Source organism: Pseudomonas sp. NPDC089752, assembly GCF_044748725.1.
GTDB lineage: Bacteria > Pseudomonadota > Gammaproteobacteria > Pseudomonadales > Pseudomonadaceae > Aquipseudomonas.
On record NZ_JBIVGP010000008.1, the window covers coordinates 58,319 to 83,465 of the forward strand.

General features: G+C 65.1%; 6 protein-coding genes (1 of these 6 only partly in view). 5 read left to right on the forward strand and 1 reads right to left on the reverse strand.

All coding sequences use genetic code 11. The features are described from left to right. The 4 genes in view from ACIPZF_RS15085 to ACIPZF_RS15100 are tightly spaced (at most 20 nt apart) and all read left to right on the forward strand, a layout consistent with a single transcriptional unit that may run on beyond the window. Positions 1 to 8,812 carry the final stretch of a non-ribosomal peptide synthase/polyketide synthase gene (locus ACIPZF_RS15085; protein WP_400800688.1) on the forward strand. It extends 13,451 nt beyond the left edge of the window, so the window shows 8,812 of its 22,263 coding nt (coding positions 13,452–22,263); the start codon falls outside the window, past its left edge; its stop codon occupies positions 8,810 to 8,812. Then, positions 8,809 to 20,136 carry an amino acid adenylation domain-containing protein gene (locus ACIPZF_RS15090; protein ID WP_400800691.1) on the forward strand — a complete coding sequence of 3,776 codons (11,328 nt, stop codon included), beginning with the start codon at positions 8,809 to 8,811 and terminating at the stop codon, positions 20,134 to 20,136. Before ACIPZF_RS15085 ends, ACIPZF_RS15090 begins: the two co-directional genes overlap by 4 nt. Before the next feature lie 20 nt (positions 20,137 to 20,156). After that, the gene (gene macA / locus ACIPZF_RS15095) at positions 20,157 to 21,314 is read left to right on the forward strand and encodes a macrolide transporter subunit MacA (RefSeq protein ID WP_400800693.1); all 1,158 of its coding nucleotides are present in this window, start codon (positions 20,157 to 20,159) and stop codon (positions 21,312 to 21,314) included. Between the two features lie 2 nt (positions 21,315 to 21,316). After that, on the forward strand, positions 21,317 to 23,320 hold the full coding sequence (locus tag ACIPZF_RS15100; RefSeq protein WP_400800695.1) for a MacB family efflux pump subunit: 2,004 nt from the start codon (positions 21,317 to 21,319) through the stop codon (positions 23,318 to 23,320). A 141-nt stretch (positions 23,321 to 23,461) separates the two neighbouring features. Here ACIPZF_RS15100 and ACIPZF_RS15105 read toward each other — a convergent pair whose 3' ends face one another. Beyond that, complete coding sequence (locus ACIPZF_RS15105) at positions 23,462 to 24,106, reverse strand: LuxR C-terminal-related transcriptional regulator (protein ID WP_400800698.1); 645 nt, start codon at positions 24,104 to 24,106, stop codon at positions 23,462 to 23,464. Positions 24,107 to 24,327: 221 nt separating this feature from the next. Between ACIPZF_RS15105 and hisN the strand changes: the two genes are divergently transcribed. Beyond that, positions 24,328 to 25,119 (forward strand): histidinol-phosphatase, encoded by a 792-nt coding sequence (hisN, locus tag ACIPZF_RS15110; protein ID WP_400800701.1) that lies wholly within the window; start codon positions 24,328 to 24,330, stop codon positions 25,117 to 25,119. Positions 25,120 to 25,147: the final 28 nt, after the last annotated feature.

The window sequence follows — 25,147 nt, forward strand, 5'->3', positions numbered from 1 at the left end:
CGAACCGACGGAAGTCTTCGGCCTGCGCACTGCAAACAGTGACGGCAGCCGTGTACGCGACAGCCGCCAGGCGCTCGATGCCAGCCTGGCCAAGCGTCTGCGCGAGCAGGCCCGTCAGCTCGGTATCAGTGTCGCCAGCCTGGTTCACCAGGCCTGGGGCCAAGTACTGGCGCAGTTGTCTGGCCGCGAGGAGGTGGTGTTCGGTACCGTGCTGCTGGGTCGACTGCAGGGTGGCGAGGGCGCCGAGCGGGCGCTGGGCATGTTCATCAACACCTTGCCGCTGAGGATCAGTGTCGGTGCGTCCGGCGCTGCCGAAGGCGTGCGCCTGACTCATCAACGCCTGGCCCGGCTGCTCGCCCACGAACAAGCCTCACTGGCCGTTGCGCAACGCTGCAGCGGCGTACCGGCCAGCCAGCCGTTGTTCACCAGCCTGCTCAATTTCCGCCACAGCGCGCCGGCCAAGACCGCGTTGCGAGAAGCCTGGCAGGGTATCGAGCAGCTGGCGGCGCATGAGCGCAGCAACTACCCGCTGGTGGTGAACGTCGACGACCTGGGCGATGCCTTGACCCTGACGGTTCAGGCCGTAGAGCAAGTGGACGGGGCGCAAGTATGCCGCTTGTTGAGTACCGCCATTGCACAGTTGACGCAGGCCCTGGAGCATTCACCCGATACTGCCTTGCACAAGATCAGCTGCCTGGCGCCCCTGGAGCGTGAACTGGTGTTGCACGGTTTCAACGCCACGCGTCGCGATTACCCTCGCGAGCACGCCGTGCACACGCTGTTCGGTGCCTTTGCCGCGCTCAGCCCGGACGCTGTGGCCGTCATCCATGGCCAACGGCAGTTCAGCTACCAGCAACTCGACCAGCGCGCCAACCGCCTGGCGCATCACCTGCTGGCCCTCGGCGTTTGCCCGGGAGACCGCGTTGCCTTGCTGTTGCCACGCAGCATCGACCTGCTGGCGGCGCAACTGGCGGCGAGCAAGTGCGCTGCAGTGTACGTGCCGCTGGACAGCAACGCGCCGGTCGAACGCCAGATATTCATGGTCACCGATAGCGAGGCCAAGGTGCTGTTGACTCACAGCGGCGAGCCCGCCGTAGGCCAGGCCCAGCGCGTTGAACTGGACCAGCTCGAGCTAGCGGACTATCCGCTCCAGTCCCCAGGGCGGGTGGTTAACGCCGGCAGTGCGGCCTATATCATGTACACCTCAGGCTCCACCGGCACCCCTAAAGGCGTCCAGGTCCCGCACCGTGCCATCGTGCGGTTGGTGATCAACAACGGTTTCGCCGATTTCAACCGCCAGGACCGGGTCGCCTTCGCTTCCAACCCGGCGTTCGACGCCAGCACCCTGGAAGTGTGGGCGCCGTTGCTCAATGGCGGTACGGTGGTGGTCATCGACCAGCATCAGGTGCTGTCGCGCGACGCCTTGCGCGATGTCTTGCTGGAGCAGGGCGTCAGCGTGCTGTGGCTGACCGCCGGGCTGTTCCACCAGTTCGCTGGCGACCTGCTGCCGGCGCTGGCCAAGCTGCGCTACCTGATGGTCGGCGGCGATGTGCTGGACCCGGCGGTGATCGCCCGGGTGCTGCGTGATGGGGCTCCGGCTCATCTTCTCAACGGCTACGGGCCGACGGAAGCCACGACCTTCAGCACTACCCACGAAATCACCGAGGTCGGCGAGGGTAGCATTCCGATCGGCAAACCTATCGGTAACGCTCGCTGTTATGTCCTCGACACACGTCAGCAGCCGCTGCCGGTCGGTGCCGTCGGTGAGCTGTACATCGGTGGCGACGGCGTTGGCCTGGGCTATCTGGGCCAGCCAGCGCTGAGCGCCGAGCGCTTCCTCGACGACCCGTTCAGCCGTGAGCCCGGCGCGCGCATGTACCGCAGCGGAGATCGGGTGTGCTGGCAGGCCGACGGCACCCTGCGTTACCTGGGCCGCGCCGACCAGCAAATCAAGCTGCGGGGCTTCCGTATCGAGCTTGGCGAAATCGAAGCGCGCCTGGGCGAGTGCGTCGGCATTCGCGACACAGCGGTGGTGCTGCGTGAGGACATACCGGGTGACAAGCGCCTGGTCGCGTACTTCACGGCAAGCGACCCGGCGCCCGTCATCGGCGAACTGCACGCCCACCTGCAAGGGCAACTGCCCGACTACATGCTGCCGGCAGCCTACGTGCGCCTGGACGCCTTGCCATTGACCGCCAACGGCAAGCTGGACCGCCGGGCACTGCCCCAGCCAGGTGGCGATGCCGTGCTCAGCCGCGCTTTCGAGGCGCCGCTGGGCGAGGTGGAATGCAGCCTCGCGGCGATCTGGGCCGAGGTACTCAAGGTCGAGCACGTCGGCCGCCACGACCACTTCTTCGAACTGGGCGGCCACTCGCTGCTGGCCGTGAGCGTGATCGAGCGCATGCGCAAGGCCGGCTTGAGTGCCGATGTGCGGGTGCTGTTCGCCCAGCCGACACTCGCGGCCCTGGCGGCGGCGGTGGGCAGCGGGCGCGAAGTGCAGGTCCCGGCCAACCGCGTGCCCCAAGGCGCCCGCCAGATCACGCCGGCCATGCTCAGCCTGATCGACCTTGAACAGGCCAGCATCGACCACATTGTCGCCAGCGTCCCGGGCGGCGCCGCCAACGTACAAGAGATCTACCCATTGGCACCGCTGCAAGAGGGCATTCTCTATCACCACCTGAGTGCCGAGCAGGGCGACCCGTACCTGCTGCAGTCACGCCTGGCCTTCGACAGCCTCGCTCGCCTGCACGCCTGGGCCGGGGCGTTGCAGCAAGTCATCGACCGCCACGACATCCTGCGGACCGCGGTGCTGACCGAGGGGTTGGAGCAGCCGGTCCAGGTGGTCTGGCGTACGGCGCGGATGGCTGTGACGGAGATCGCCGACCTGAGCGGTGCTTCGCCCATCGATGCCTTGCAGGCGCGCTTCGATGCCCGCCATCAGCGTCTTGACCTGTCGCGTGCGCCACTGATGCGCCTGCTGTATGCGGATGATCCGGCCAATCAGCGCGTGGTGGCGATCCTGCAGTTCCACCACCTGGCCCTGGACCACACGGCCATGGAAGTGATTGCCGGCGAGATGCGGGCATTGCTGACCGGAAATGTTGGGCAACTGCCTGCGCCGGTGCCTTACCGGACGTATGTCGCCCAGGCTCGCCTGGGGGCTGATGACGCCGCTCACGAGGCGTTCTTCCGCGACATGCTCGGCGATCTCGATGAGCCGACCTTGCCGCTCGGCCTTGCCGACGTGCAGGGCGATGGGGGCGCCATCGACGAAGCGCGACTGCTCGTCGAGCCTGGCCTGGCCCGCCAGCTGCGCGAGCAGGCCAGGCGCCTGGGCGTTAGCGCCGCGAGCCTGGCTCATCTGGCCTGGGCGCGGGTGCTCGGCGTGCTGGCCAACCGCAGTGATGTGGTATTCGGCACCGTGCTGATGGGCCGCCTGCAGGGCGGTGAAGGCGCGGACCGCGCGTTGGGTGTATTCATCAACACCTTGCCGCTGCGCATCGACCTCGACGCGCCTGTGCTGCAGGCGGTGCGGGTTACCCATCTGCGGCTTTCGGCGCTGCTTGGGCATGAGCATGCCTCCCTGGCGTTGGCCCAGCGCTGCAGCGGCGTGGCAGCGGGGCAGCCGTTGTTCAGCGCCTTGTTCAACTATCGCCACAGCAGCGTCGGCGCGCCTGCCGAGGATGATGCCAGCGTACAGGGTGTGCGCTTGCTGGGCGGTGAAGAACGCAGCAACTATCCGCTGACCCTCAGCGTCGATGATCTTGGCGAAGGTTTCAGCTTGAGTGTGCTGGCCCAGGAAGGGTTTGGCGCCGAGCGTGTCGCGCAGTGGATGAACCAGGCATTGACGCAGTTGAGTCAGGCCTTGCAGCAAAGCGCAGCTACCTGCGTCAGCGAACTGTCGATCCTCGACACAGTCGCTCGCCGGCAGGTGCTTGAAACCTTCAATGCCACCACCCGGCCTTACCCGCAGGGCCAGACCGTGCATGCCCTGGTCGAAGCCCAGGCCGCCCGTGCCCCCCGAGCGGCGGCGCTGGTGCAGGATGGCCAGGTGCTGAGTTATGGCGAGCTGAACCGCAGCGCCAACCGCCTGGCCCACCACCTGATCCGTCGTGGCGTGCAGCTGGGTGACCGGGTTGCCCTGTGCCTGCCGCGCAGCCTTGAGCGCCTGGTTGGCATGCTGGCGGTGCTCAAGGCCGGTGCCGCGTATGTGCCGGTGGACCCTGGCTATCCCGCCGAGCGTATTGCCTACCTGTTGCAGGACAGCGCGCCGGCACTGGTACTGGCGGACGCAAGCACGCGGGACTTGCTCGGCGAGGTTGCACGGGTCGATCTGGACCATGATGACTGGCAAACCGAAGCGCACAGCAACCCGCAGGTCGCGGGCCTGGACGCGCATCAGCTGGCCTATGTGATCTACACCTCCGGCTCCACCGGCCAACCCAAAGGGGTGATGGTCGAGCACGGCACCCTGGCCAACCTGGTGCACTGGCACTGCGAAGCCTTCGACCTGGCGGCCGGCAGCCATACCAGCACGGTGGCCGGTTTCGGCTTTGATGCGGTGGCCTGGGAAGTGTGGCCGGCGCTGAGCAGCGGCGCGGTGCTGCACGTGCCGCCTGCGCGCATTGCTGGCGAGCATGTCGACGAGCTGCTCGACTGGTGGCTGGAGCAACCGTTGCAGGTCAGCTTCTTGCCTACGCCAGTAGCCGAACAGGCGCTGCGCCGCGAGCGCCAGCATCCGACATTGCGTACGTTGCTGGTCGGCGGTGACCGGCTGCGCCAGTTCGACCGGGATCCGGGCTTTGCCCTGGTCAACAACTACGGCCCGACCGAGACGACGGTGGTCGCGACTTCAGGGCGGTTGCACGCGGGTGGCAGCCTGCATATCGGCCAGCCGATTGCCAACACCCGCGTCTATGTCCTCGACGAGCATGCCCAGCCGGTGCCGGTCGGCGCCGTCGGCGAGCTGTACATCGGCGGGACGGGGGTCGCCCGTGGTTACCTGAATCGCGCGGAACTGACCGAAGAGCGCTTCCTGCCCGATCCCTTCAGCGATCGTCCACATGCACGGATGTACCGCAGCGGCGATCTGGTGCGCTGGAATGCCGACGGCTTCCTCGATTACCTGGGCCGTAACGACGACCAGGTGAAGATCCGAGGGGTGCGTGTAGAACTGGGCGAAATCGAGGCTGTACTGGCCGAGCAGCCGGGTGTCCGTGATGCCGTGGTGCTTGTGCGTAATGAGCGCTTGTTGGCCTGGTATACCGGGGACGTACTTAAGGAGGCATTGCGCGAGGCGCTGCAGGCGAGTTTGCCAGCACACTTGGTGCCCCAGGCGTTCATTCAGCTGGATGCCTTGCCACTGACCCTGCATGGCAAGCTCGACCGCAAGGCCTTGCCGGACCCGGACCCAGAGCAATTCGCCAGCCAGGCCTACGTTGCCCCGCAAGGCACAGTGGAAACCGCGTTGGCGCAGGTCTGGGCGGACATGCTCGGCGTGGCGCAGGTAGGCCGGCATGACAACTTCTTCGAATTGGGCGGCCATTCGCTGCTGGCCGTGAACCTCACGGCGCGCCTGCGTCGAGAGGGCCTCCAGGTCGATGTGCGCACGCTGTTCGGCCAGCCGACCATTGCCGCGCTGGCGGCGACACTGGGCAAGGCACGCCAAGTGGTGGTGCCGGACAACCTGATCCCTGCCGGCTGCACGCACATCACCCCGGCCATGTTGCCGCTGGTGGTGCTGGAGCCGCACCACATCGCAGGGATCGTCGCCAAGGTCCCAGGTGGGGCTGCCAACGTGCAGGACATCTACCCGCTGGCACCGCTGCAGGAGGGCATTCTGTACCACCACGTGAGTGCTGTGGAGCATGACCCTTACGTGCTGCAATCGCGCTTCGCCTTCGCCAGCCGCGAGCACCTGGACAACTTCGCTGCCGCGCTGGACAAGGTCATCGCTCGCCACGATGTGCTGCGTACCGCTGTATTCTGGGAAGGCCTGCCACAGCCGGTGCAAGTGGTTTGGCGCAGCGCGCCGCTGGCTGTCTTCGAAGGGCAAGGCAGTCACCGCCTCGACCTTGGCCAGGCCCCGCTGATCCGGCTGTTCTACTTCCAGGCCGAAGCGGGCATCGAAGCCACCTTGCAGTTCCATCACATCGTCCTCGACCACACCGCCATGGAAGTGGTCGGCGAAGAACTGATCGGTTACTTGCAGAACAATACCGAACCGGCTCACGCCCCCGTGCCTTATCGCAATTATGTGACCCAGGCACGGCTGGGCGTCAGCCAGGCCGAGCACGAGGCGTTCTTCCGTGCGCAGCTGGCCGACATCGATGAGCCGACGCTGCCGTTCGGCCTGCGCGATGTGCAAGGCGATGGCCGCGACATCGAAGAGGCCCAACTGTGGCTGGGCGACGACCTGGCCCAGCGCCTGCGCCAACGAGGGCGGCAACTGGGCATCAGCGTCGCCAGCCTGTTCCATCTCGCCTGGGCGCGCCTGCTGGCAGCCGCCAGTGGCAAGGACAGCGTGGTGTTCGGCACCGTATTGCTTGGCCGCCTGCAGGGCGGTGAGGGCGCCGAGCGGGCGCTGGGCATGTTCATCAATACCTTGCCGCTGCGGGTGGACCTGGGCGATGTCAGCTTGCGCGAAGCGGCCCATGCGACCCACCAGCGCCTCAGTGCACTGCTCGCCCACGAGCATGCCTCCCTGGCCCTGGCCCAGCGTTGCAGCGGCGTGGCGGCGCCACTGCCCCTGTTCAGCGCGATGCTCAACTATCGCCACAGCACCCAGGCCAGTGCCAGCCAGCGCCAAGCCAGCGAGGGAATCGACATCCTCGAAAGCCAGGAGCGCAGCAATTATCCGCTGGGGTTGAACGTGGACGACTTGGGTGATGGCTTCCGTCTGGTAGCCATGACACCCGCGGACATTGGCGCGGCGCGGATCTGCGGGCAGATGAACCAGGTGCTGGAGGCCATGGTCACGGCCCTGGAGTATGAGCCGGAGCTGCCGTTGCAGCGGCTGCCAGTGCTGGAGCGAGAGGAACGCCAGCGTGTGCTGGTGGACTTTAACGATACGGCGGTCGGTTACGACCTTGAGCAAACCCTGCATGGGCTGATTGAAGCACAGGTCGAGCGTACGCCGGAGGCTGTGGCGGTGCGGGCTGAAGAGGGCGCGTTGAGCTATCTGGAGCTCAACGCGCAAGCCAACCGCTTGGCACATCACCTGATCAGTTTGGGGGTCAAACCCGATGATCGCGTGGCGATCTGCGTCGAACGTGGGCTGTCCATGGTGGTCGGGCTGCTGGCCATCCTGAAAGCGGGCGGTGCGTATGTGCCGGTCGATCCGGACTACCCGGCCGAACGCGTGCGGCACATGCTGAGCGACAGCGCACCAGTGGCGGTGCTGGTACAGGCCGCAACCCGCCATGTGCCGGAAAGCGGGCACGTCATCGATCTGGACCAGCCGTCCTGGGGCGAGCAACCCGCGACTAACCCGGTCGTTACGGATCTGACGCCGCGTCATCTGGCCTACGTGATCTACACCTCCGGTTCGACCGGCCTGCCAAAGGGTGTGATGAACGAGCATGCCGGGGTGGTCAACCGCCTGCTGTGGATGCAGGACGCCTACGGCCTCGGTGCCGACGACGTGGTGCTGCAGAAAACCCCGTTCAGCTTCGATGTCTCGGTGTGGGAGTTCCTCTGGCCCCTGCAAACCGGTGCGCGCCTGATCATGGCACGCCCTGGCGGGCATCGTGATCCGCAATACCTGCGCGAGGTGATCCGCCGTGAAGGCGTCACCACCTTGCATTTTGTGCCATCGATGCTGGATGTGTTCCTGGCGCACGGTGAAGCAAGCGCTGACCGCCTCAAACGCGTGCTGTGCAGTGGCGAGGCCCTGCCAGGCAGCCTGGTCCGGCGCTTCCACACGCAACTGCCAACGGTCGAACTGCACAACTTGTACGGCCCGACCGAAGCCGCGGTGGATGTCAGTGCCTGGCATTGCGTCACGGCACCGGACAACACCCCGATCGGCAAACCCATCGCCAACACCACGCTGTACGTCCTCGATGGCCAAGGCCAGCCGGTGCCGCAGGGCGTGGCGGGCGAGTTGTTCATCGGCGGCGTGCAGGTCGCCCGAGGCTACCTCAACCGCGCCGAACTGACCGCCGAACGCTTCATCGAAGACCCGTTCAGCACTAGAGCGGGCGCCCGGTTGTACCGCACCGGTGACCTGGCCCGCCATCTGGCCGACGGCAACATCGAATACCTGGGTCGTAACGACGACCAGGTGAAAATCCGCGGCCTGCGTATCGAGCTGGGCGAGATTCAGGCCGGCCTGACGGCTATCGATGGGATCAAGGAAGCCGTGGTGGTGGCGCGCGATCAACGCCTGGTCGCGTACTACACCGGGGAGCCGCAAGCCACGGAAATCTTGCGCTCGCTGTTGCTCGCACACCTGCCCGAGTTCATGGTGCCCGCGCTGTTCATGCATCTCGAAGCGTTGCCTTTGAGCCCCAACGGCAAGCTCGACCGCAAGGCACTGCCTGAACCCGACGCCATCCAGGACCGTCCGTTCGAGGCCCCGCAAGGCGAGACCGAAACCTTGCTGGCCGCCCTCTGGGCCGAACTGCTGGGCGTGGAACGGATAGGCCGCCATGACAACTTCTTCGAACTGGGCGGCCATTCGCTGCTGGCGGTGACCCTCACTTCGCGCCTGCGCGAGCAAGGCCTGGAAGCCGACGTGCGGGCTCTCTTCGAGCAACCGACCCTGGCCGGCTATGCAGCCATCACAGACAGCATGGAGATCGTCCTGTGAGCATCAACCAATTACTCGCAACACTGACGGCCAACAATGTGCAGCTGGCACTCAAGGACGGCCAGCTGGTGGTCCAGGGCAACCGCAAGGCGCTGACTGACGCCGCCTTGGTGGCACGCCTGCGTGAGCACAAGCCTGTGCTGGTGGCGATGATCGAGCGCGGTGAGTATGTCGCCGTGCAGCAGGGTGCGGTGCAAGTGCCGGATAACTTGATCGAGCCGGGCTGTCAACGAATCACCCCGCAGCTGCTCAACCTGATTGACCTCGACCAGGACAGCCTCGACCGTATCATCGCCTGCATCCCCGGCGGCGCTGCCAATGTGCAGGACATCTACCCCCTGGCACCCTTGCAGCAGGGCATGTTGTTCCATCACGCCAGTGCCACTGACCACGACCCCTACGTAATGCAGGCGCGCTTCGTGTTCGCCAGCGAGGCGCGCCTGCAGGCGTTCGCCGATGCCCTGCGCGGCGTGGTCGCCCGTCACGACATCCTGCGCACCTCGGTGCACTGGCAAAACTTGGAAACTCCGGTGCAGGTGGTCTGGCGGCAGGCCGAACTGCAGTTGCTGGAGCTGCCCGAGGATGATCCGAAGCGTACCTGGATCGATCTGACTCAAGCCCCGCTGATCCGCCTGCTGCGAGAGCCAGCGCAGGCCGATGGCAAGCTGAGTGCAACTCTGCAGTTCCACCATATCGCCATGGATCACAGTGCCCTGGACGTGGTCCGCCATGAACTGATCGCGTTCCTGACTGGGGAAGAGCGGCACCTGGGAAGCCCTGTGCCGTTCCGCAACTACGTCGCGCAGGCGGTGCTGGGCATCAGCGAAGCGCAGCACGAAGGGTTTTTCCGCGAGATGCTCGGCGACATCGACGAGCCAACCCTGGCCTATGGCATCCAGGACGTACAGGGCGATGGTGCCGTGCACACCGAGCACGCACTCGACCTGCCACTCGATCTTTGCCAGCGCCTGCGGGCGTGTGCGCGGGGGCAGGGCGTCAGTGTCGCCAGCCTGTTTCACCTGGCCTGGGGCCGGGTGCTGGGCGGCCTGACGGGGCGCTCCGAGGTGGTGTTTGGCACGGTGCTGATGGGCCGCCTGCAAGGCGCCGAAGCCACCGACCGGGCGCTGGGCATTTTCATCAACACCTTGCCGCTGCGCGTCGACTTGCACGGTGTCGACCTGCCGACCGCGATCCGTGCCACCCACCAGCGCCTCAGCGCCCTGATGCGCCACGAGCATGCCCCGCTGGCACTGGCGCAACGCTGCAGTGGCGTGGCGGCCCCGGCGCCTTTGTTCAATGCGCTGCTCAATTATCGCCACAGTGTGATCAATGCTGACGCGCCACGCCGTGCGGCTTTGGCCGGTATCGATATCGTCGAGTCGGCCGAGGCCACCAATTACCCGCTGACCCTCAGCGTCGATGACCTGGGCGAAACGTTCCGCCTGACCTTGCTGGCCAGCGAAGAAGTCCCGGCGCAACGTGTCTGCGCCTATCTGCAGCGAACCTTGGAGGGCCTGCTGCAAGCGCCGGATGCGCAAGTGCTGGCGGTCGACATGCTACCCGCCGGTGAGCGTGAGGAGCTGCTGGAAGGTTTCAATAACTACTCGGCCCCCGCTGAAACCCGCCTGACACTGCATCAACGCATCGAGCGGCAGGCCGACGTGCACCCACACGCTATCGCCGCCACCTATGCGGGCGAATCCCTGACCTACGCCGACCTGAACCGCCGGGCCAATGCGCTGGCCCATCACTTGATCGCTCTCGGCGTCGGCGCTGACGACCGCGTTGCAGTAGTCGCGCGACGCGGGCTTGAGGCACTGGTCGGTTTACTGGCGGTGCTCAAGGCCGGCGCCGGCTATGTGCCGGTTGACCCGGCTCACCCGGATGAACGGGTGCACTACCTGCTCAGCGACAGCGCGCCAGTGGCGGTACTGACCCAGCACGCCTTGCGTGGTCGCCTGGGGTCCATGCAGGTGCCGGTGCTGCTGCTCGACCAGCCTGAATGGCCTGTACGCAATGACAATCCGGCGTTGCCCGAGCTCACCGCCCGCCACCTGGCCTACGTGATCTACACCTCCGGCTCGACCGGCCAGCCCAAGGGCGTGATGGTCGAGCACCAGACCGTCAATAATCTGATCGACTGGCACTGCCGCGCCTTCGACCTGTGTCATGGCCGCCACACCTCATGCCTGGCCGGTTTTGGCTTCGATGCCATGGCCTGGGAAGTCTGGCCTGCACTGTGCGCCGGCGCCACGCTGCACCTGGCCCCGGCCAGCGAAGGCAGTGACGACCTCGATGCGATGCTGGCCTGGTGGCGTGCGCAGCCACTGGATGTGAGCTTCCTGCCCACGCCCGTAGCCGAATATGCCTTCAGCCATCAGATCGACCACCCGACCCTGCGCACCCTGCTGATCGGCGGCGATCGCCTGCGCCAGTTCAACCGCACCCAGCGCTTTGCCGTGATCAACAACTATGGCCCGACGGAAACCACCGTGGTGGCCAGTTCCGGCGGGGTCGAGGCAGGCGGGGTGCTGCACATCGGCCGGCCGGTGGACAACGCGCGCCTGTATGTGCTCGATGAACGGCTTCAGCCCGTGGCGCTGGGAGTGCCGGGCGAGCTGTACATTGGCGGGGCAGGGGTCGCTCGCGGCTACCTGAATCGCCCTGACCTTACAGCCGAACGCTTCCTCGACGACCCTTTCGCAGCGACGACCGGGTCGCGCATGTACCGCACCGGCGACCTGGTGCGCTGGCTGGCCGACGGCACCCTGGACTATCTGGGTCGCAACGATGACCAGGTAAAGATCCGCGGCGTGCGCATCGAACTGGGCGAAATCGAGAGCCGACTCGCCACCTTGCCTGGCATTCAAGAAGCCGTGGTGCTGGCCCGCGAAGATCAGCCGGGCCAGCCGCGTCTGGTGGCCTACTTCACGCCCCAGCCAGATGTCGAAGCCGCAACCCCGGATGCCTTGCGCGCTCAGTTGCAGGCTCACCTGCCGGAATACATGGTGCCGGTTGCCTTTGTGGAATTGGCGGCCTTGCCCCTCACTGCCAATGGCAAACTCGACCGCCGAGCGTTGCCAAAGCCCGAGCGTTCGGCCTTGTTCGAGAGGGGCTACGAGCCCCCCGAAGGCGAACTGGAAAACGCGCTGGCGCAAATCTGGGCCGAACTGCTGCACGTCGAACGGGTTGGTCGGCGCGATCACTTCTTCACCCTTGGCGGCCATTCCCTTTTGGCCATGCGCGTGGTTTCGCAGGTGCGTCTGCAGCTGGGCGTGGAGCTGACGCTGGCCGCGCTGTTCGCCAATGCCGAGCTGGCGGCCGTGGCCGCGGTGCTGGCCACGGCCGCACGCAGCGAACTGCCGGCAATCCTGCCGGTGCCGCGCGAGCAACCCTTGCCGATGTCGTTCGCCCAGCAGCGGCTATGGTTCCTGGCGCAGATGGAGGGCGGCAACCAGGCCTACAACGTACCCTTGGCCCTGGGCTTGCGCGGGCCGCTGGATGCCGATGCGCTGGAGTGTGCCTTGCTGCGCATTGTCGAACGCCATGAAACCCTGCGTAGCCGCTTCGTGCCGCGTGAGGACAGTGCAGAGGTGATCATCGCCGCCACCGTCGCAGGCAATTGGTTCCAGCGCGAAGATTCAAGCGCCGAGCGCCTGCCCGCACGGCTGCATGAAGAAGCCAGTGGACCGTTTGACCTGGCGCACGGGCCACTGCTGCGGGCGCGATTGCTGCGTCTGGGCGCTGAGCACCATGTCCTGGCACTCACGGTGCATCACATCGTCGCCGACGGCTGGTCGCTCGGTGTGCTGACCCAGGAGCTAGGCACGTTGTACCCGGCCCTGTGCCAAGGCCTGGAAGATCCATTGCCGTCATTGGCGATCCAGTACGGCGATTACGCCGTATGGCAACGCCGCTGGCTGGCCGGTGAGCAGCTGCAGCGCCAGGCCGAGTACTGGCGCCAGACGCTGGAGGGTGCGCCGAACGTGCTCAAGCTACCCAGCGACCGACCACGCCCTGAGCGCCAGGACTTCACCGGAGCGAGCCTGCCCCTGCAGCTGGACCCGCGACTGGCTGCGGGCCTGCGCAACCTGGCCCAGCGCCACGGGGTCACGCTGTACATGACCGTGCTCGGCGCCTGGGCGGTGCTGCTGGGGCGGCTCAGCGGGCAAGCTGACGTGGTCATCGGCTGCCCTGTGGCTGGTCGTGGTCGCGCCGAACTCGAAGCGCTGGTGGGGTTGTTCGTCAATACCCTGGCCATCCGTATCGACACGCAGTCTGCGCCAACCGCTCAGGCCGTGCTCGAGCAGGTCAAGACCCGCGTGCTGGAGGCCCAGGCCCATCAGGACTTGCCATTCGAACAAGTGGTCGAGCTCGTACGCCCGCTACGTAGCCTTGCGCACACGCCGTTGTTCCAGACCACCCTGAACTGGCAGGCCACCCACGGCCCGGCCCTGCAACTGCAAGGCCTGCAGCTCGAAGCCGTGCCGCTTGCCGGCCAGGTGGCCAAGTTCGACCTCACGCTCAACCTGGGCGAACAGGGCGATGCGCTGGCCGGCAGCCTTGAATACGCCACGGCACTGTTCGATGAAAGTACCGTGCGCCGTTACCTCGGGTATTTCGAAACCCTGTTGTGGGGGATGGTCGACAACGACCAGGCAAACCTTGAGCAAATCGACCTGGTTGGCGACGAAGAGCGCCAGACGCTGCTGCACACGTTCAACGCAACCCGCCGTGACTACCCCCGCGAGCAGTGCGTGCAGCGCCTGTTCGAACAGCGCGTCGCTCGCCACCCTCTGGCACTGGCGGCGGTGCACGGCCAGCAGACGTTGAGCTATGGCGAGCTCAACGCGTGCGCCAACCGCCTGGCCCATTACCTGATAGCCGAGGGCGTGGTGCCGGGCGCCAGCGTCGCGCTCCTGCTGCCACGTTCGCTGCCGCTGCTGGTGGCACAACTGGCGGTGCTCAAGTGCGCGGCGGTGTATGTGCCCCTGGACATTCATGCCCCAGTCGAGCGTCAGGCATTCATGGTCGAGGATTGCCAGGCCACGGTGTTGCTGACGCTGTCCGACACGGCCGCAGACTTTCCGGTGCGGCGCATCGACCTCGATGATCAGCTGATGCTTGACGAGCAGCCCAGCCACAACCCTGGGCTGCCCCAGGACGCGGGCAGCAGCGCCTATGTGATGTACACCTCGGGGACTACCGGCATGCCCAAAGGAGTATGCGTGCCACACCGAGGCATCTCGCGCCTGGTGCTGGCCAACGGTTACGCCGACTTCACCGAGCACGACCGTATCGCCTTCGCCTCGAACCCGGCATTCGATGCCAGTACCTTGGAGGTCTGGGGCGCGTTGCTCAACGGCGGCCAGGTGCGGGTCATCGACCACGCGACGCTGGTCGATCCCCAGCGCTTCGCCGCTGCGCTGGTGGAGCAAGGCATCAGTGTGCTGTTCCTGACCACGGCGCTGTTCAACCAGTATGTGCAACTGCTGCCCGAGGCATTGGCGGGGCTGCGCCTGCTCATCAGCGGTGGCGAGCGCGCCGAGCCGGCGGCCTTCCGTACGCTGCTGGAGCGGGCGCCAGCCCTGCGCCTGATCAATGGCTACGGGCCAACTGAAACCACCACCTTCGCTGTCACCTTCGAAGTGCGCGAGTTGCCGGCCAACGCCAGCCACGTGCCGATTGGCAAGCCTATCGGCAATACCCAGGTCTATGTCCTCGATGCCCTCCGGCAATTGGTGCCTCTGGGCGCGGTGGGTGAACTGTACATCGGCGGTGATGGTGTGGCCCTGGGGTACCTCAATCGCCCCGAGCTGACGGCCGAACGCTTCGTCGACGACCCGTTCAGCGCACAGCCCGGTGCCAGGCTGTACCGCACCGGCGACCTGGTGCGCTGGCAGGCCGATGGCCAGCTGGAGTGCCTGGGACGAAATGACGACCAGGTCAAGATTCGCGGATTCCGCATCGAACTGGGTGAAATCCAGCAGCAATTGGCCCAGTGCCCCGGTATCGGTGAGGTCATCGTCATGGCCGTGCCAGCCGAGCAGGGGCCTTTGCGCCTGGTGGCCTGGTTCACCCGCCTGGATGAGGCGCTGCATGCAGGCGACCTGCGCAGCTATTTGCGCGGTCGTCTGCCTGAGTACATGGTGCCGGCGGCCTTCGTTGCGCTGCAGCGCATGCCGCTGAGCAACAACGGCAAGGTCGAGCGCAAAGCACTGCCGCTGCCAGGGCCGGAAGATTTCGCTACAGCTGCCTACGAGGCTCCCGAAGGTCATCAGGAGCAGGTGCTGGCTCAGCTGTGGAGCGAGTTGCTGCAGGTGGAGCGGGTCGGGCGCGATGACCGCTTTTTCGAATTGGGCGGCCACTCGCTGCTGGCCATGCGCATGCTGGCCCAGGTCCGTCAGCGGTTGGGCCTGGAGTTGGCGTTGGCCGACCTGTTCGCCGACGATTGCCTTGCCGCCGTCGCCGCCAGCCTGGCCAGCCCTCCCGCCCAGGCGCTGCCGGCCATTCAGCCGAGCGTGCGGGTTGGGCGCTTGCCACTGTCGTTCGCCCAGCAACGGCTGTGGTTCCTGGCACGGATGGCCCCGGATAGCGCGGCTTATCACATCCCCATCGGCCTACGTCTGGAGGGGGCGTTGGATGCCAAGGCGCTGGAGCGGGCGTTAGGGCGCCTGGTGGAACGCCATGAGAGCCTGCGCAGCCACTTCATCGAGGAGGATGGTGAGGCGCAGGTGGTCGTGAGCAATGACGTGTTCAAGCTGGCCCAGGTGGAGGTGCCTGGCCTGGATGAGCAGGCTCTGGCTGTGCTGGTTGAACAAGAAGCCGCTCGGCCTTTTAACTTGGCTCAAGACCTGCCGATCCGAGGTCGTCTGCTGCGCCTGGCGCCGCAGAGCCACGTACTGTTGCTGAACCTGCACCATCTGGTGGCCGACGGCTGGTCGTTGGGGGTATTGGTGCGGGAGCTGGCTGCCTTGTACGAGGCGTTCAGCAATGATCGCACTGACCCCTTGGTGCCATTGCCCGTGCAGTACCTGGACTATGCCCTGTGGCAGCGCCAATGGCTCGGCAGCGAGACGTTGCAGCGCCAGGCCGAATACTGGATTGCCAACCTGGCCGGGGCGCCGGCGCTGATCAGCTTGCCATGGGACCGGCCACGGCCTGAGCGTCAACAGCATGCCGGCGACAGTGTCGCGATCAGCCTCGACCCGCGCTTGAGCGTCGAGCTCAAGGCCCTGTGCCGGGCGCAGGGGGTCACCCCGTACATGCTGTTCATGGCCGCCTGGGCGGTGCTGTTGGCGCGGCTGGCAGGCCAGGATGAGGTGGTGGTCGGCTCGCCGCTGGCCAACCGTCGCCAGGCCGAGGTGGACGGGTTGATCGGCATGTTCGTCAACTCAATCGCCGTGCGCGTGGATACGTCGGGGGCACCTGATGTCACGACGTTGCTGGCACAAGTCAAGGCAACGGTGCTGGCCGCTCAGGCACATCAGGACCTGCCCTTCGAGCAAGTGGTCGAGGCCCTGCGCCCGCAGCGCAGCTTGGCCCATACGCCGTTGTACCAGGTGTCGCTGGACTGGGAGGGCAGCCCGGATCGGCAGGCCTTGGAGTTGGGTGAACTGACGATGACCCCGTTGGGTGGGCAGGCGCGGATCGCCAAGTTCGACTTGAGCTTGAGCATGGGCGAGGGGGTGGACGGGTTTGCCGGCGGCATCGTGTATGCCACTGCATTGTTCAACAGGTCGACTATCGAGCGGTATTCGGGGTACCTGGAACAAATACTGTGGGCCTTTGCCGAAGGTGCCCAGGTCATTCCTGGCCACATCGGCTTGCCAGACGCGGATGAACGCAAGCGGCTGCTGCTGGCCTTCAACGATACGGCGGTGGCTTATGACCTTGAGCAAACCCTGCATGGGCTGATTGAAGTACAGGTCGAGCGGACGCCTGCTGCAGTGGCGGTGTTGGCTGAAGAAGGCGCGTTGAGCTATCTGGAGCTCAACGCGCAAGCCAACCGCTTGGCACATCACCTGATCAGTTTGGGGGTCAAACCGGATGATCGCGTGGCGATCTGCGTCGAGCGTGGGCTGTCGATGGTGGTCGGGCTGCTGGCCATTCTGAAAGCGGGCGGTGCTTATGTGCCGGTCGATCCGGACTACCCGGCCGAACGCGTGCGGCACATGCTGAGCGACAGTGCGCCGGTGGCGGTGCTGGTGCAGGCCGCGACGCATCATGTACCGGAAAATGGCCTCGTCATTAATCTGGACCAGCCGTCCTGGGGCGAGCAACCCGCGACTAACCCGGTCGTTGCGAGTCTGACGCCGCGTCATCTGGCCTACGTGATCTACACCTCCGGTTCGACCGGGTTGCCCAAAGGCGTGATGAACGAGCATGCCGGGGTGGTCAACCGCCTGCTGTGGATGCAGGACGCCTACGGCCTCGGTGCCGACGACGTGGTGCTGCAGAAGACCCCGTTCAGCTTCGACGTGTCGGTGTGGGAATTCCTCTGGCCCCTGCAAACCGGCGCGCGCCTGGTCATGGCGCGCCCTGGCGGGCATCGTGATCCGCAATACCTGCGCGAGGTGATCCGCAGGGAAGGCGTCACCACCTTGCATTTTGTGCCATCGATGCTGGATGTGTTCCTGGCGCACGGTGAAGCAAGCGCTGACCGCCTCAAGCGCGTGCTGTGCAGCGGTGAGGCGCTGCCAGGCAGCCTGGTCCGGCGCTTCCACACGCAACTGCCAACGGTCGAACTGCACAACTTGTACGGCCCGACCGAAGCCGCGGTGGATGTCAGTGCCTGGCATTGCGTCACGGCACCGGACAACACCCCGATCGGCAAACCCATCGCCAACACCACGCTGTACGTCCTCGATGGCCAAGGCCAGCCGGTGCCGCAGGGCGTGGCGGGCGAGTTGTTCATCGGCGGCGTGCAGGTCGCCCGAGGCTACCTCAACCGCGCCGAACTGACCGCCGAACGCTTCATCGAAGACCCGTTCAGCACTAGAGCGGGCGCCCGTCTGTACCGCACGGGCGACCTCGCTCGTCATCTGGCCGACGGCAACCTCGAATACCTGGGCCGTAACGACGACCAGGTGAAAATCCGTGGCCTGCGTATCGAGCTCGGCGAGATTCAGGCCGGCCTGACGGCCATCGATGGAATCAAGGAAGCCGTGGTGGTGGCGCGCGATCAACGCTTGGTCGCGTACTACACCGGTGAATCGCAAGCCACGGAAACCTTGCGCTCGCTGTTGCTTGCACACCTGCCCGAGTTCATGGTGCCCGCGCTGTTCATGCACCTCGAAGCGCTGCCTTTGAGCCCCAACGGCAAGCTCGACCGCAAGGCACTGCCGGAAGCCGACGCCATCCAGGACCGTCCGTTCGAGGCCCCGCAAGGCGAGACCGAAACCTTGCTGGCCGCCCTCTGGGCCGAACTGCTGGGCGTGGAACGGATAGGCCGCCATGACAACTTCTTCGAACTGGGCGGCCATTCGCTCGCAGCCATCCGTTTGATCGACAAGCTCACCAAAGCCGGTCTGCAGGCGGCCATCAACGATGTGTTCCAGCAACCCAGTGTGGCCGCATTGGCGCGCTTGCTGGATGCCAATCGCAGTGCTTACGCCCAGACCGTCATCACCGTCCGGGCCACAGGCAGCCAACCTGCGTTGTTCCTGGTGCATGAGTTCAGCGGCCTCGACTTCTACTTCCCGGTGCTGGGGCAGCACCTGCCGGGTGACTTCCCGGTGTACGGCCTCCCGGGGGTGCCCTGTGGCGAACCTCAACCGCGCACGCTGGAATGCCTGGCTCGCTACCAGATCGACCAGCTGCGCAAGGTCCAGCCCCATGGCCCTTATCGCCTGGCGGGGTGGTCGTTCGGCGGTGTGCTGGCTTTCGAGATGGCCAATCAGCTGCTGGGCGCGGACCAGACAGTGGAGTTCCTCGGCCTGATCGACACGTATGTGCCGCGCCTGGCCGATCAGGGCAAGGCACGCTGGCATGGGCCACGTGCGCTGGAGCGGCAGCTGCTGCTCAACTGCAGTGCGTTCTGGGAAACGCAAGGCGACGCTGGCCACGCGCGTTTGGCGCACTTGCAACGGCTGGAAGCCGAACAGGCCGATTTCGCCACACTGCTGGCCAGTTGCCGTGAGCACGATCTGCTCTATGGTTTGTGGTCCAGCATGAGCGACCAACAGCTGCATCACTACTTCACCCGCGAGCTGGCCCATGGGTATGCCATGGCCCACTACCGTCTGGCGCCATTGCATGTGCCGGTGCATCTGTTCCGGGCGGAGCACGCTTGCGAGGGGCTCTCGAGCCTGGGCTGGAGCGAATCGTTGCCTGCTCAGACGGTGGTCGAGGTCCCAGTGCCCGGTGACCACCGCAGCATGATGCAGGCACCCCATGTTGCATCGGTTGGCGCGGCCATCGTTAGCGCCCTTCACAGCGTATCGTCCATGCCGGCCAATCCAACCGCAACTTACCAGCCGCTGATCGCCATCCAGACCGGCCAGCCAGGCCATGCACCGCTGTTCTGCGTACCAGGGGCGGGTGACAGCGTTACCAGCTTCATTGGTTTGGCCGAAGCACTGGGGCCGAGCTGGCCACTGTATGGGCTGCAGGCTCGAGGCCTGGATGGCGGCTCGGTACCTCATGCCTCGGTCGAAGCCGCTGCCGATTGCCATCTGCAGGCCATCGAAGCGCTGTATCCGCAGGGGCCGCTGAACCTGGTCGGCCATTCGTTCGGTGGCTGGGTGGCGCATGCCCTGGCGGCCCGATTCGAGGCCAAGGGGCGTCAGGTTCGCTCATTGACCCTGATCGACAGCGAGGCACCCGGCGAGGGCGGTACCTGTGGCCAACCTTACACCTTCGGTGAAGCGCTGCAGCGGCTGATCGACGCCTTGCAACTGTCGACCGGCAAGGCTTTGGGCATCGAGCCGCTGGCCTTCGCGCTGGCCAGCGATGACGAGCAGCTACGCCAGCTGCATGGGGCGATGGTGCGGGTGGGGCTGATGCCGGCGCGCTCTGCGCCCAAAGCCCTGGAAGGCACGGTACGTACCTTTGCCACGGCGCTACGCACGCGCTATCGGCCAACGCTGGGATACAGCGGCCCGGTCGGCCTGGTGCTGGTTGACGATCCCTGCCTCGACGCGGCGGGCAACCGCCGGGAACAGGCGACGATGCAGGCCGGCTGGCAACGATTGATGCCGCAACTGGCGTTGTGGCAGGGGCCGGGCAACCACTTCAGCATCCTCAAGGTGCCGGATGTGTTCAGCCTGGCGGCGTGGTGGCATGACGGTCAGGCGTTGCAGCTGGACAAAGTCACCGAGTAATCATGGGAAAGTGAGTGTTCATGGACAAGTCCAGATTTCGTAAATACAGCCTCGGCGTCGCCGTGGCCCTGGTCGCGGGGATCGCGTTGTACGCCATTCAGGCTCCGGCCAAAGCACCGCGCTACATTACCGCCACTGTTGAAAAGGGCGACATCGAAAACGCTGTGCTGGCCACCGGCACCCTCGAAGGCATCAAGCAGGTGGATGTCGGCGCCCAGGTTTCAGGGCAGTTGAAGTCGCTCAAGGTCAAGCTCGGCGACAAGGTCGAGCAGGGCCAGTGGTTGGCCGAGATCGACCCTTTGGTGCTGCGCAATACCTTGCGCCAGCGCGAGGTCGACGAAAAGAAGTTGCAGGCCGAGAGGCATTCGACCCTGGCCCAGCTCAAGCAGGCCAGGCGAGTGTACGAGCGCTACCGTGAGCTGCAAGCCGACGAATCGGTGTCGCGCCAGGACTTCGAGAATGCCGAGTCGGAATACGAAGTGCAGCAAGCCGCGGTGCGTTCGCTCGACGCTCAGATCCAGAGCGCGCGGGTCGAAATCGACACCGCCCGGGTCAACCTCGGCTACACCCGCATCAATGCACCCATCACCGGCCATGTGGTCGGCATCGTCACCCAGCAAGGGCAAACCGTGATCGCCAACCAGCTGGCCCCGGTGCTGCTCAAGCTGGCCAACCTCGACACCATGACCGTCAAGGCGCAAGTGTCGGAAGCCGACGTTATCCATATCACGCCGGGCCAGGAGGTGTACTTCACCATCCTTGGCGAGGACAAGCGCTACTACGCCAAGCTGCGCGGCACTGAGCCTGCGCCGCAGAACTATGCGCAAAGCAGCGACAAGTCCGATGGCAGCAGCGCCAAGCCCAATGGCGCGGTGTTCTACAACGCGCTGTTCGAGGTGCCCAACCCCGAGCACCGCCTGCGCATCTCGATGACCGCGCAGGTGCATATCGTCCTCGACACCGCCGATGGCGTGCTGACTGTGCCGGTAGCGGCGCTGGGCCTGCGCAACGGTGACGGCAGCTTCCCGGTGCGGGTGCTCGATGCCAAGGGCTTTGCCCAGGTGCGCAACGTGCGGACCGGTATCAACAACAACGTCAAGGTGCAGATCAAGGACGGCTTGGCTGAAGGCGACCGGGTGGTGATCGGCGAGCCGGTGTCCGGCGAAGCAGGGGCGTGAGCATGAACATGAATGTCGAGCTTGCGCCACACCTGTCAGTGGCCAGCAGCCATGGCGACGCCTTGCTGCGCTTGCGGGGCGTCAGCCGCAGCTTCATGGCCGGCGACCGTGAGTTTCTCGCACTCAAGGGCATCGATCTGGAAATCCACAGCGGCGAGCTGGTGGCGATCATCGGTGCCTCCGGCTCGGGCAAGTCGACCCTGATGAACATTCTCGGTTGCCTGGACAACGCCAGCAGCGGCAGCTATCAGGTGGGCGGCCAGGAAACCCGCGAGCTGGATGACGACGCCCTGGCCGCATTGCGCCGCGACCATTTCGGCTTCATCTTCCAGCGCTACCATCTGCTGCCCCACCTGGATGCCCTGCACAACGTGGAAATACCAGCGGTGTACGCCGGTACCCCACAAGCCCTGCGCCATGGCCGGGCGCGCGAATTGCTGACGCGCCTGGGCCTGGCCGGCCACCTCGAACACCGGCCCAGCCAGTTGTCCGGTGGCCAGCAGCAGCGAGTGAGTATCTGCCGCGCCTTGATGAACGGCGGGCAGGTGATCCTCGCCGACGAGCCCACCGGCGCACTGGACACCGCCAGCGGCAAGGAAGTGATGAACATCCTCCTGGAACTGCACGCCGCCGGGCACACCGTGATTCTGGTGACCCACGACCCGAAGGTCGCGGCCCATGCCCAGCGCATCATCGAGGTCAGCGACGGTCAGATCGTCAGCGACCGACGCAACGCCGCCGAAGCGCTACCCAAACCAAGCGCCGAACCCGAGCCACAAGCTCCTGCCGCACGGCGATTGGTGGCCAGCCTGGGGATGTTCCGCGAAGCCTTCAAGATGGCCTGGATCGCCCTGATATCGCACCGCATGCGCACCTTGCTGACCATGCTCGGGATCGTCATCGGCATTACCTCGGTGGTGTCGATCTCGGCCATTGGTGAAGGCGCCAAAGGCTATGTGCTCAAGGACATTCAGGCGATTGGCAGCAATACCATCGACATCTATTCCGGCAGCAACTTCGGTGACAGCCGGGCCAAGACCATCGAAACCCTGCTGCCGGCCGATGTCGCAGCGCTCAACGAGCTGTATTACGTCGACAGCGCCACCCCGGTGATCGGCCAGAGTACTCTGGTGCGCTATCGCAACCTGGATGTCGACGTGCAACTCAACGGCGTCAGCGAACATTATTTCCAGGTGCGCAACATACCCTTGGCCTCGGGCATCGTGTTCAGCGCCGACGACGCCCGGCGCCAGGCACAGGTGGTGGTGATCGACCACAACACGCGCAAGCGCCTGTTCGGGCAGAGCGTCGATCCGCTGGGCCAGGTGATCCTGGTCGGCAACCTGCCATGCACGGTGATCGGCGTCACCGCCGAAAACAAGAACCTGTTCGTCGCCAGCAACCAGCTGAACATCTGGGTGCCCTATGAGACCGCGGCGGGCCGGGTGCTCGGTCAGCGCCATCTGGACAGCATCAGCGTGCGTATCAAGGACGGCGTGCCGAGCAAACGGGTGGAGGAGGAGGTGACCAAGCTGATGTTGCAGCGCCACGGCACCAAGGACTTCTTCACCAACAACCTCGACAGCATCATGCAGACGGTGCAGAAGACCAGCCGCTCGCTGACCCTGCTGTTGTCGCTGATCGCGGTGATTTCGCTGGTGGTGGGCGGCATCGGGGTGATGAACATCATGCTGGTGTCGGTAACCGAGCGTACCCGTGAGATCGGCATTCGCATGGCGGTGGGGGCGCGGCAGTCGGACATTCGCCAGCAGTTTCTGGTCGAGGCGGTGATGGTCTGCCTGTTTGGTGGAGTGGTGGGGATTGCCTTGTCGTATGGCATCGGCTCGCTGTTCGAGCTGTTCGTGAAGCAGTGGGAGATGGTGTTTTCGCCGGGGTCGATCGTGATGGCGTTTGCTTGTTCGACGTTGATTGGCGTGGTATTTGGTTTTGTGCCGGCAAGGAATGCGGCGCGGCTGGACCCGATAGAGGCATTGGCGCGGGATTGATTCTACGCGACCTTATTAATTCAGCGAGCCCACCTGTGGGAGCGGCTTCAGCCGCGAACACCGGCAAAGCCGGTGCCATGCGCCGCAGCGCCTGCTTCGCGGATAAATCCGCTCCTACAGGGTGGGCTGCCCTATGGAAATCTAACTGTCAGCATACATCCAACGCATCAAGGAGTGCCGCCCGCTGATCCCCAGCTTGATCGCCGCGCGGCGCAGGTAACTTTCCACCGTGTTGACCTTCAACGCGAGGCGCTCGGCCTGCTCCGGTGCGGTATGCCCAGCCAGCAGGCCCAGGCACACCTGGCATTCACGTTCTGACAATTTCAGCCCGGACTGGGTCAACCGGTCGATAAAGCGCTGTTGCAGGCTTTCTGGTGCAGCGCGCTCAGGGCTGGGCTGCAACGCATCAATGTGCTTTTCGAGCATTGGCAGCAACAAGGGTGAAATGTCGTCCAATCGGCTGCGCTCATGGGCCGAAAAACCATAGGTAGATCCCGCACGCAGCACCTGGATCTCGTAGCGCGAGTCACCTTTGCGGCGGATCAGGTGCAAGCGTGAAGGGTCGTTGTAGCCGCTTTCCAGGCATTGCTCGGATGAGAACACCGTTTCGTTGATCAGCGATGACGTGCCGTCGAGGTCGGCGGGAGCCGTAGGCAGTTGGCGTATCTGCGTGGCGTCGATGCTCAGATGCGCGTGGATTAGATCGTGCAGCATGCGCGGGAACTGGCGGCTGCCGGTGCTGGCTATGACTTTGCCGATCTGCGGGTAAAGCAAGTGCGAGTTCATCGTGTCATCCCTGAAAGTTCGAGGTGCAAAAGCTCCCACCGAATTGCCGGCCTGCATCCTGGGCCTGTCGCGGGAGGTGGTTGATATCCTAGTACAACGAATGAGTGACGGTTAAATGAAGTCGCGATAATGGCATAACAATGGCATCCGCTGCAGGCGGCTACGGCGATGCGGGTTGTCGGGTATCATGCGGACCCCATCATTTTCACGAGACCCACCCCATGTCCCTGAGTGCTGAACAGATCGGTGAATTGCGCGCCTTCGCCGAGCAGTTGGCCGATGCCGCCGCGTCGGCGATCCAGCCGTACTTTCGAACCAGCCTGGACGTCGAGGACAAGGGTGGGCGGCTGTACGACCCGGTGACCGTGGCCGACAAGGCTGCCGAAGCCGCCATGCGTGAGCTGATCCAGGCACGTTACCCTGCGCACGGCATCCTCGGCGAAGAGGCCGGCGTGGCGGTGGGCAGCAGCCCGCTGACCTGGGTGCTCGACCCCATCGACGGTACCCGCGCGTTCATCACCGGCCTGCCGTTGTGGGGCACGCTGATTGCCCTGAACGATGGCACGCGTCCTGTGGTGGGCGTGATGAACCAGCCGTTTACCGGCGAACGCTTCATCGGTACCCCGCAAGGCGCCTGGCGTAGTGGTACGCCGCTGAAAACCCGGGCTTGCGCCGAGCTGGGGTCGGCTACGTTGATGTGCACCACGCCCGACATGTTCGACACGCCTGAGCGCAAAGCCGCCTTCGAATCGGTGGCCGGCAAGGCGCGGCTGATGCGCTATGGTGGCGACTGCTACGCCTATTGCATGCTGGCGTCGGGTTTCGTCGATGTGATCGTCGAGGCCAGTTTGCAACCCTATGACGTGCAGGCGCTGATGCCGATCATCGATGGTGCGGGCGGGGTGATTACCGCTTGGGATGGCAGTTCGGCTCAGAACGGGGGATGCGTGGTGGCGTGTGGTGATCCAGTGTTGCATGCGCAGGTAATCGAAATGCTGCGCCACGCCATGTGAGCACTGACGGTCGGTAGCCGCACCGTCG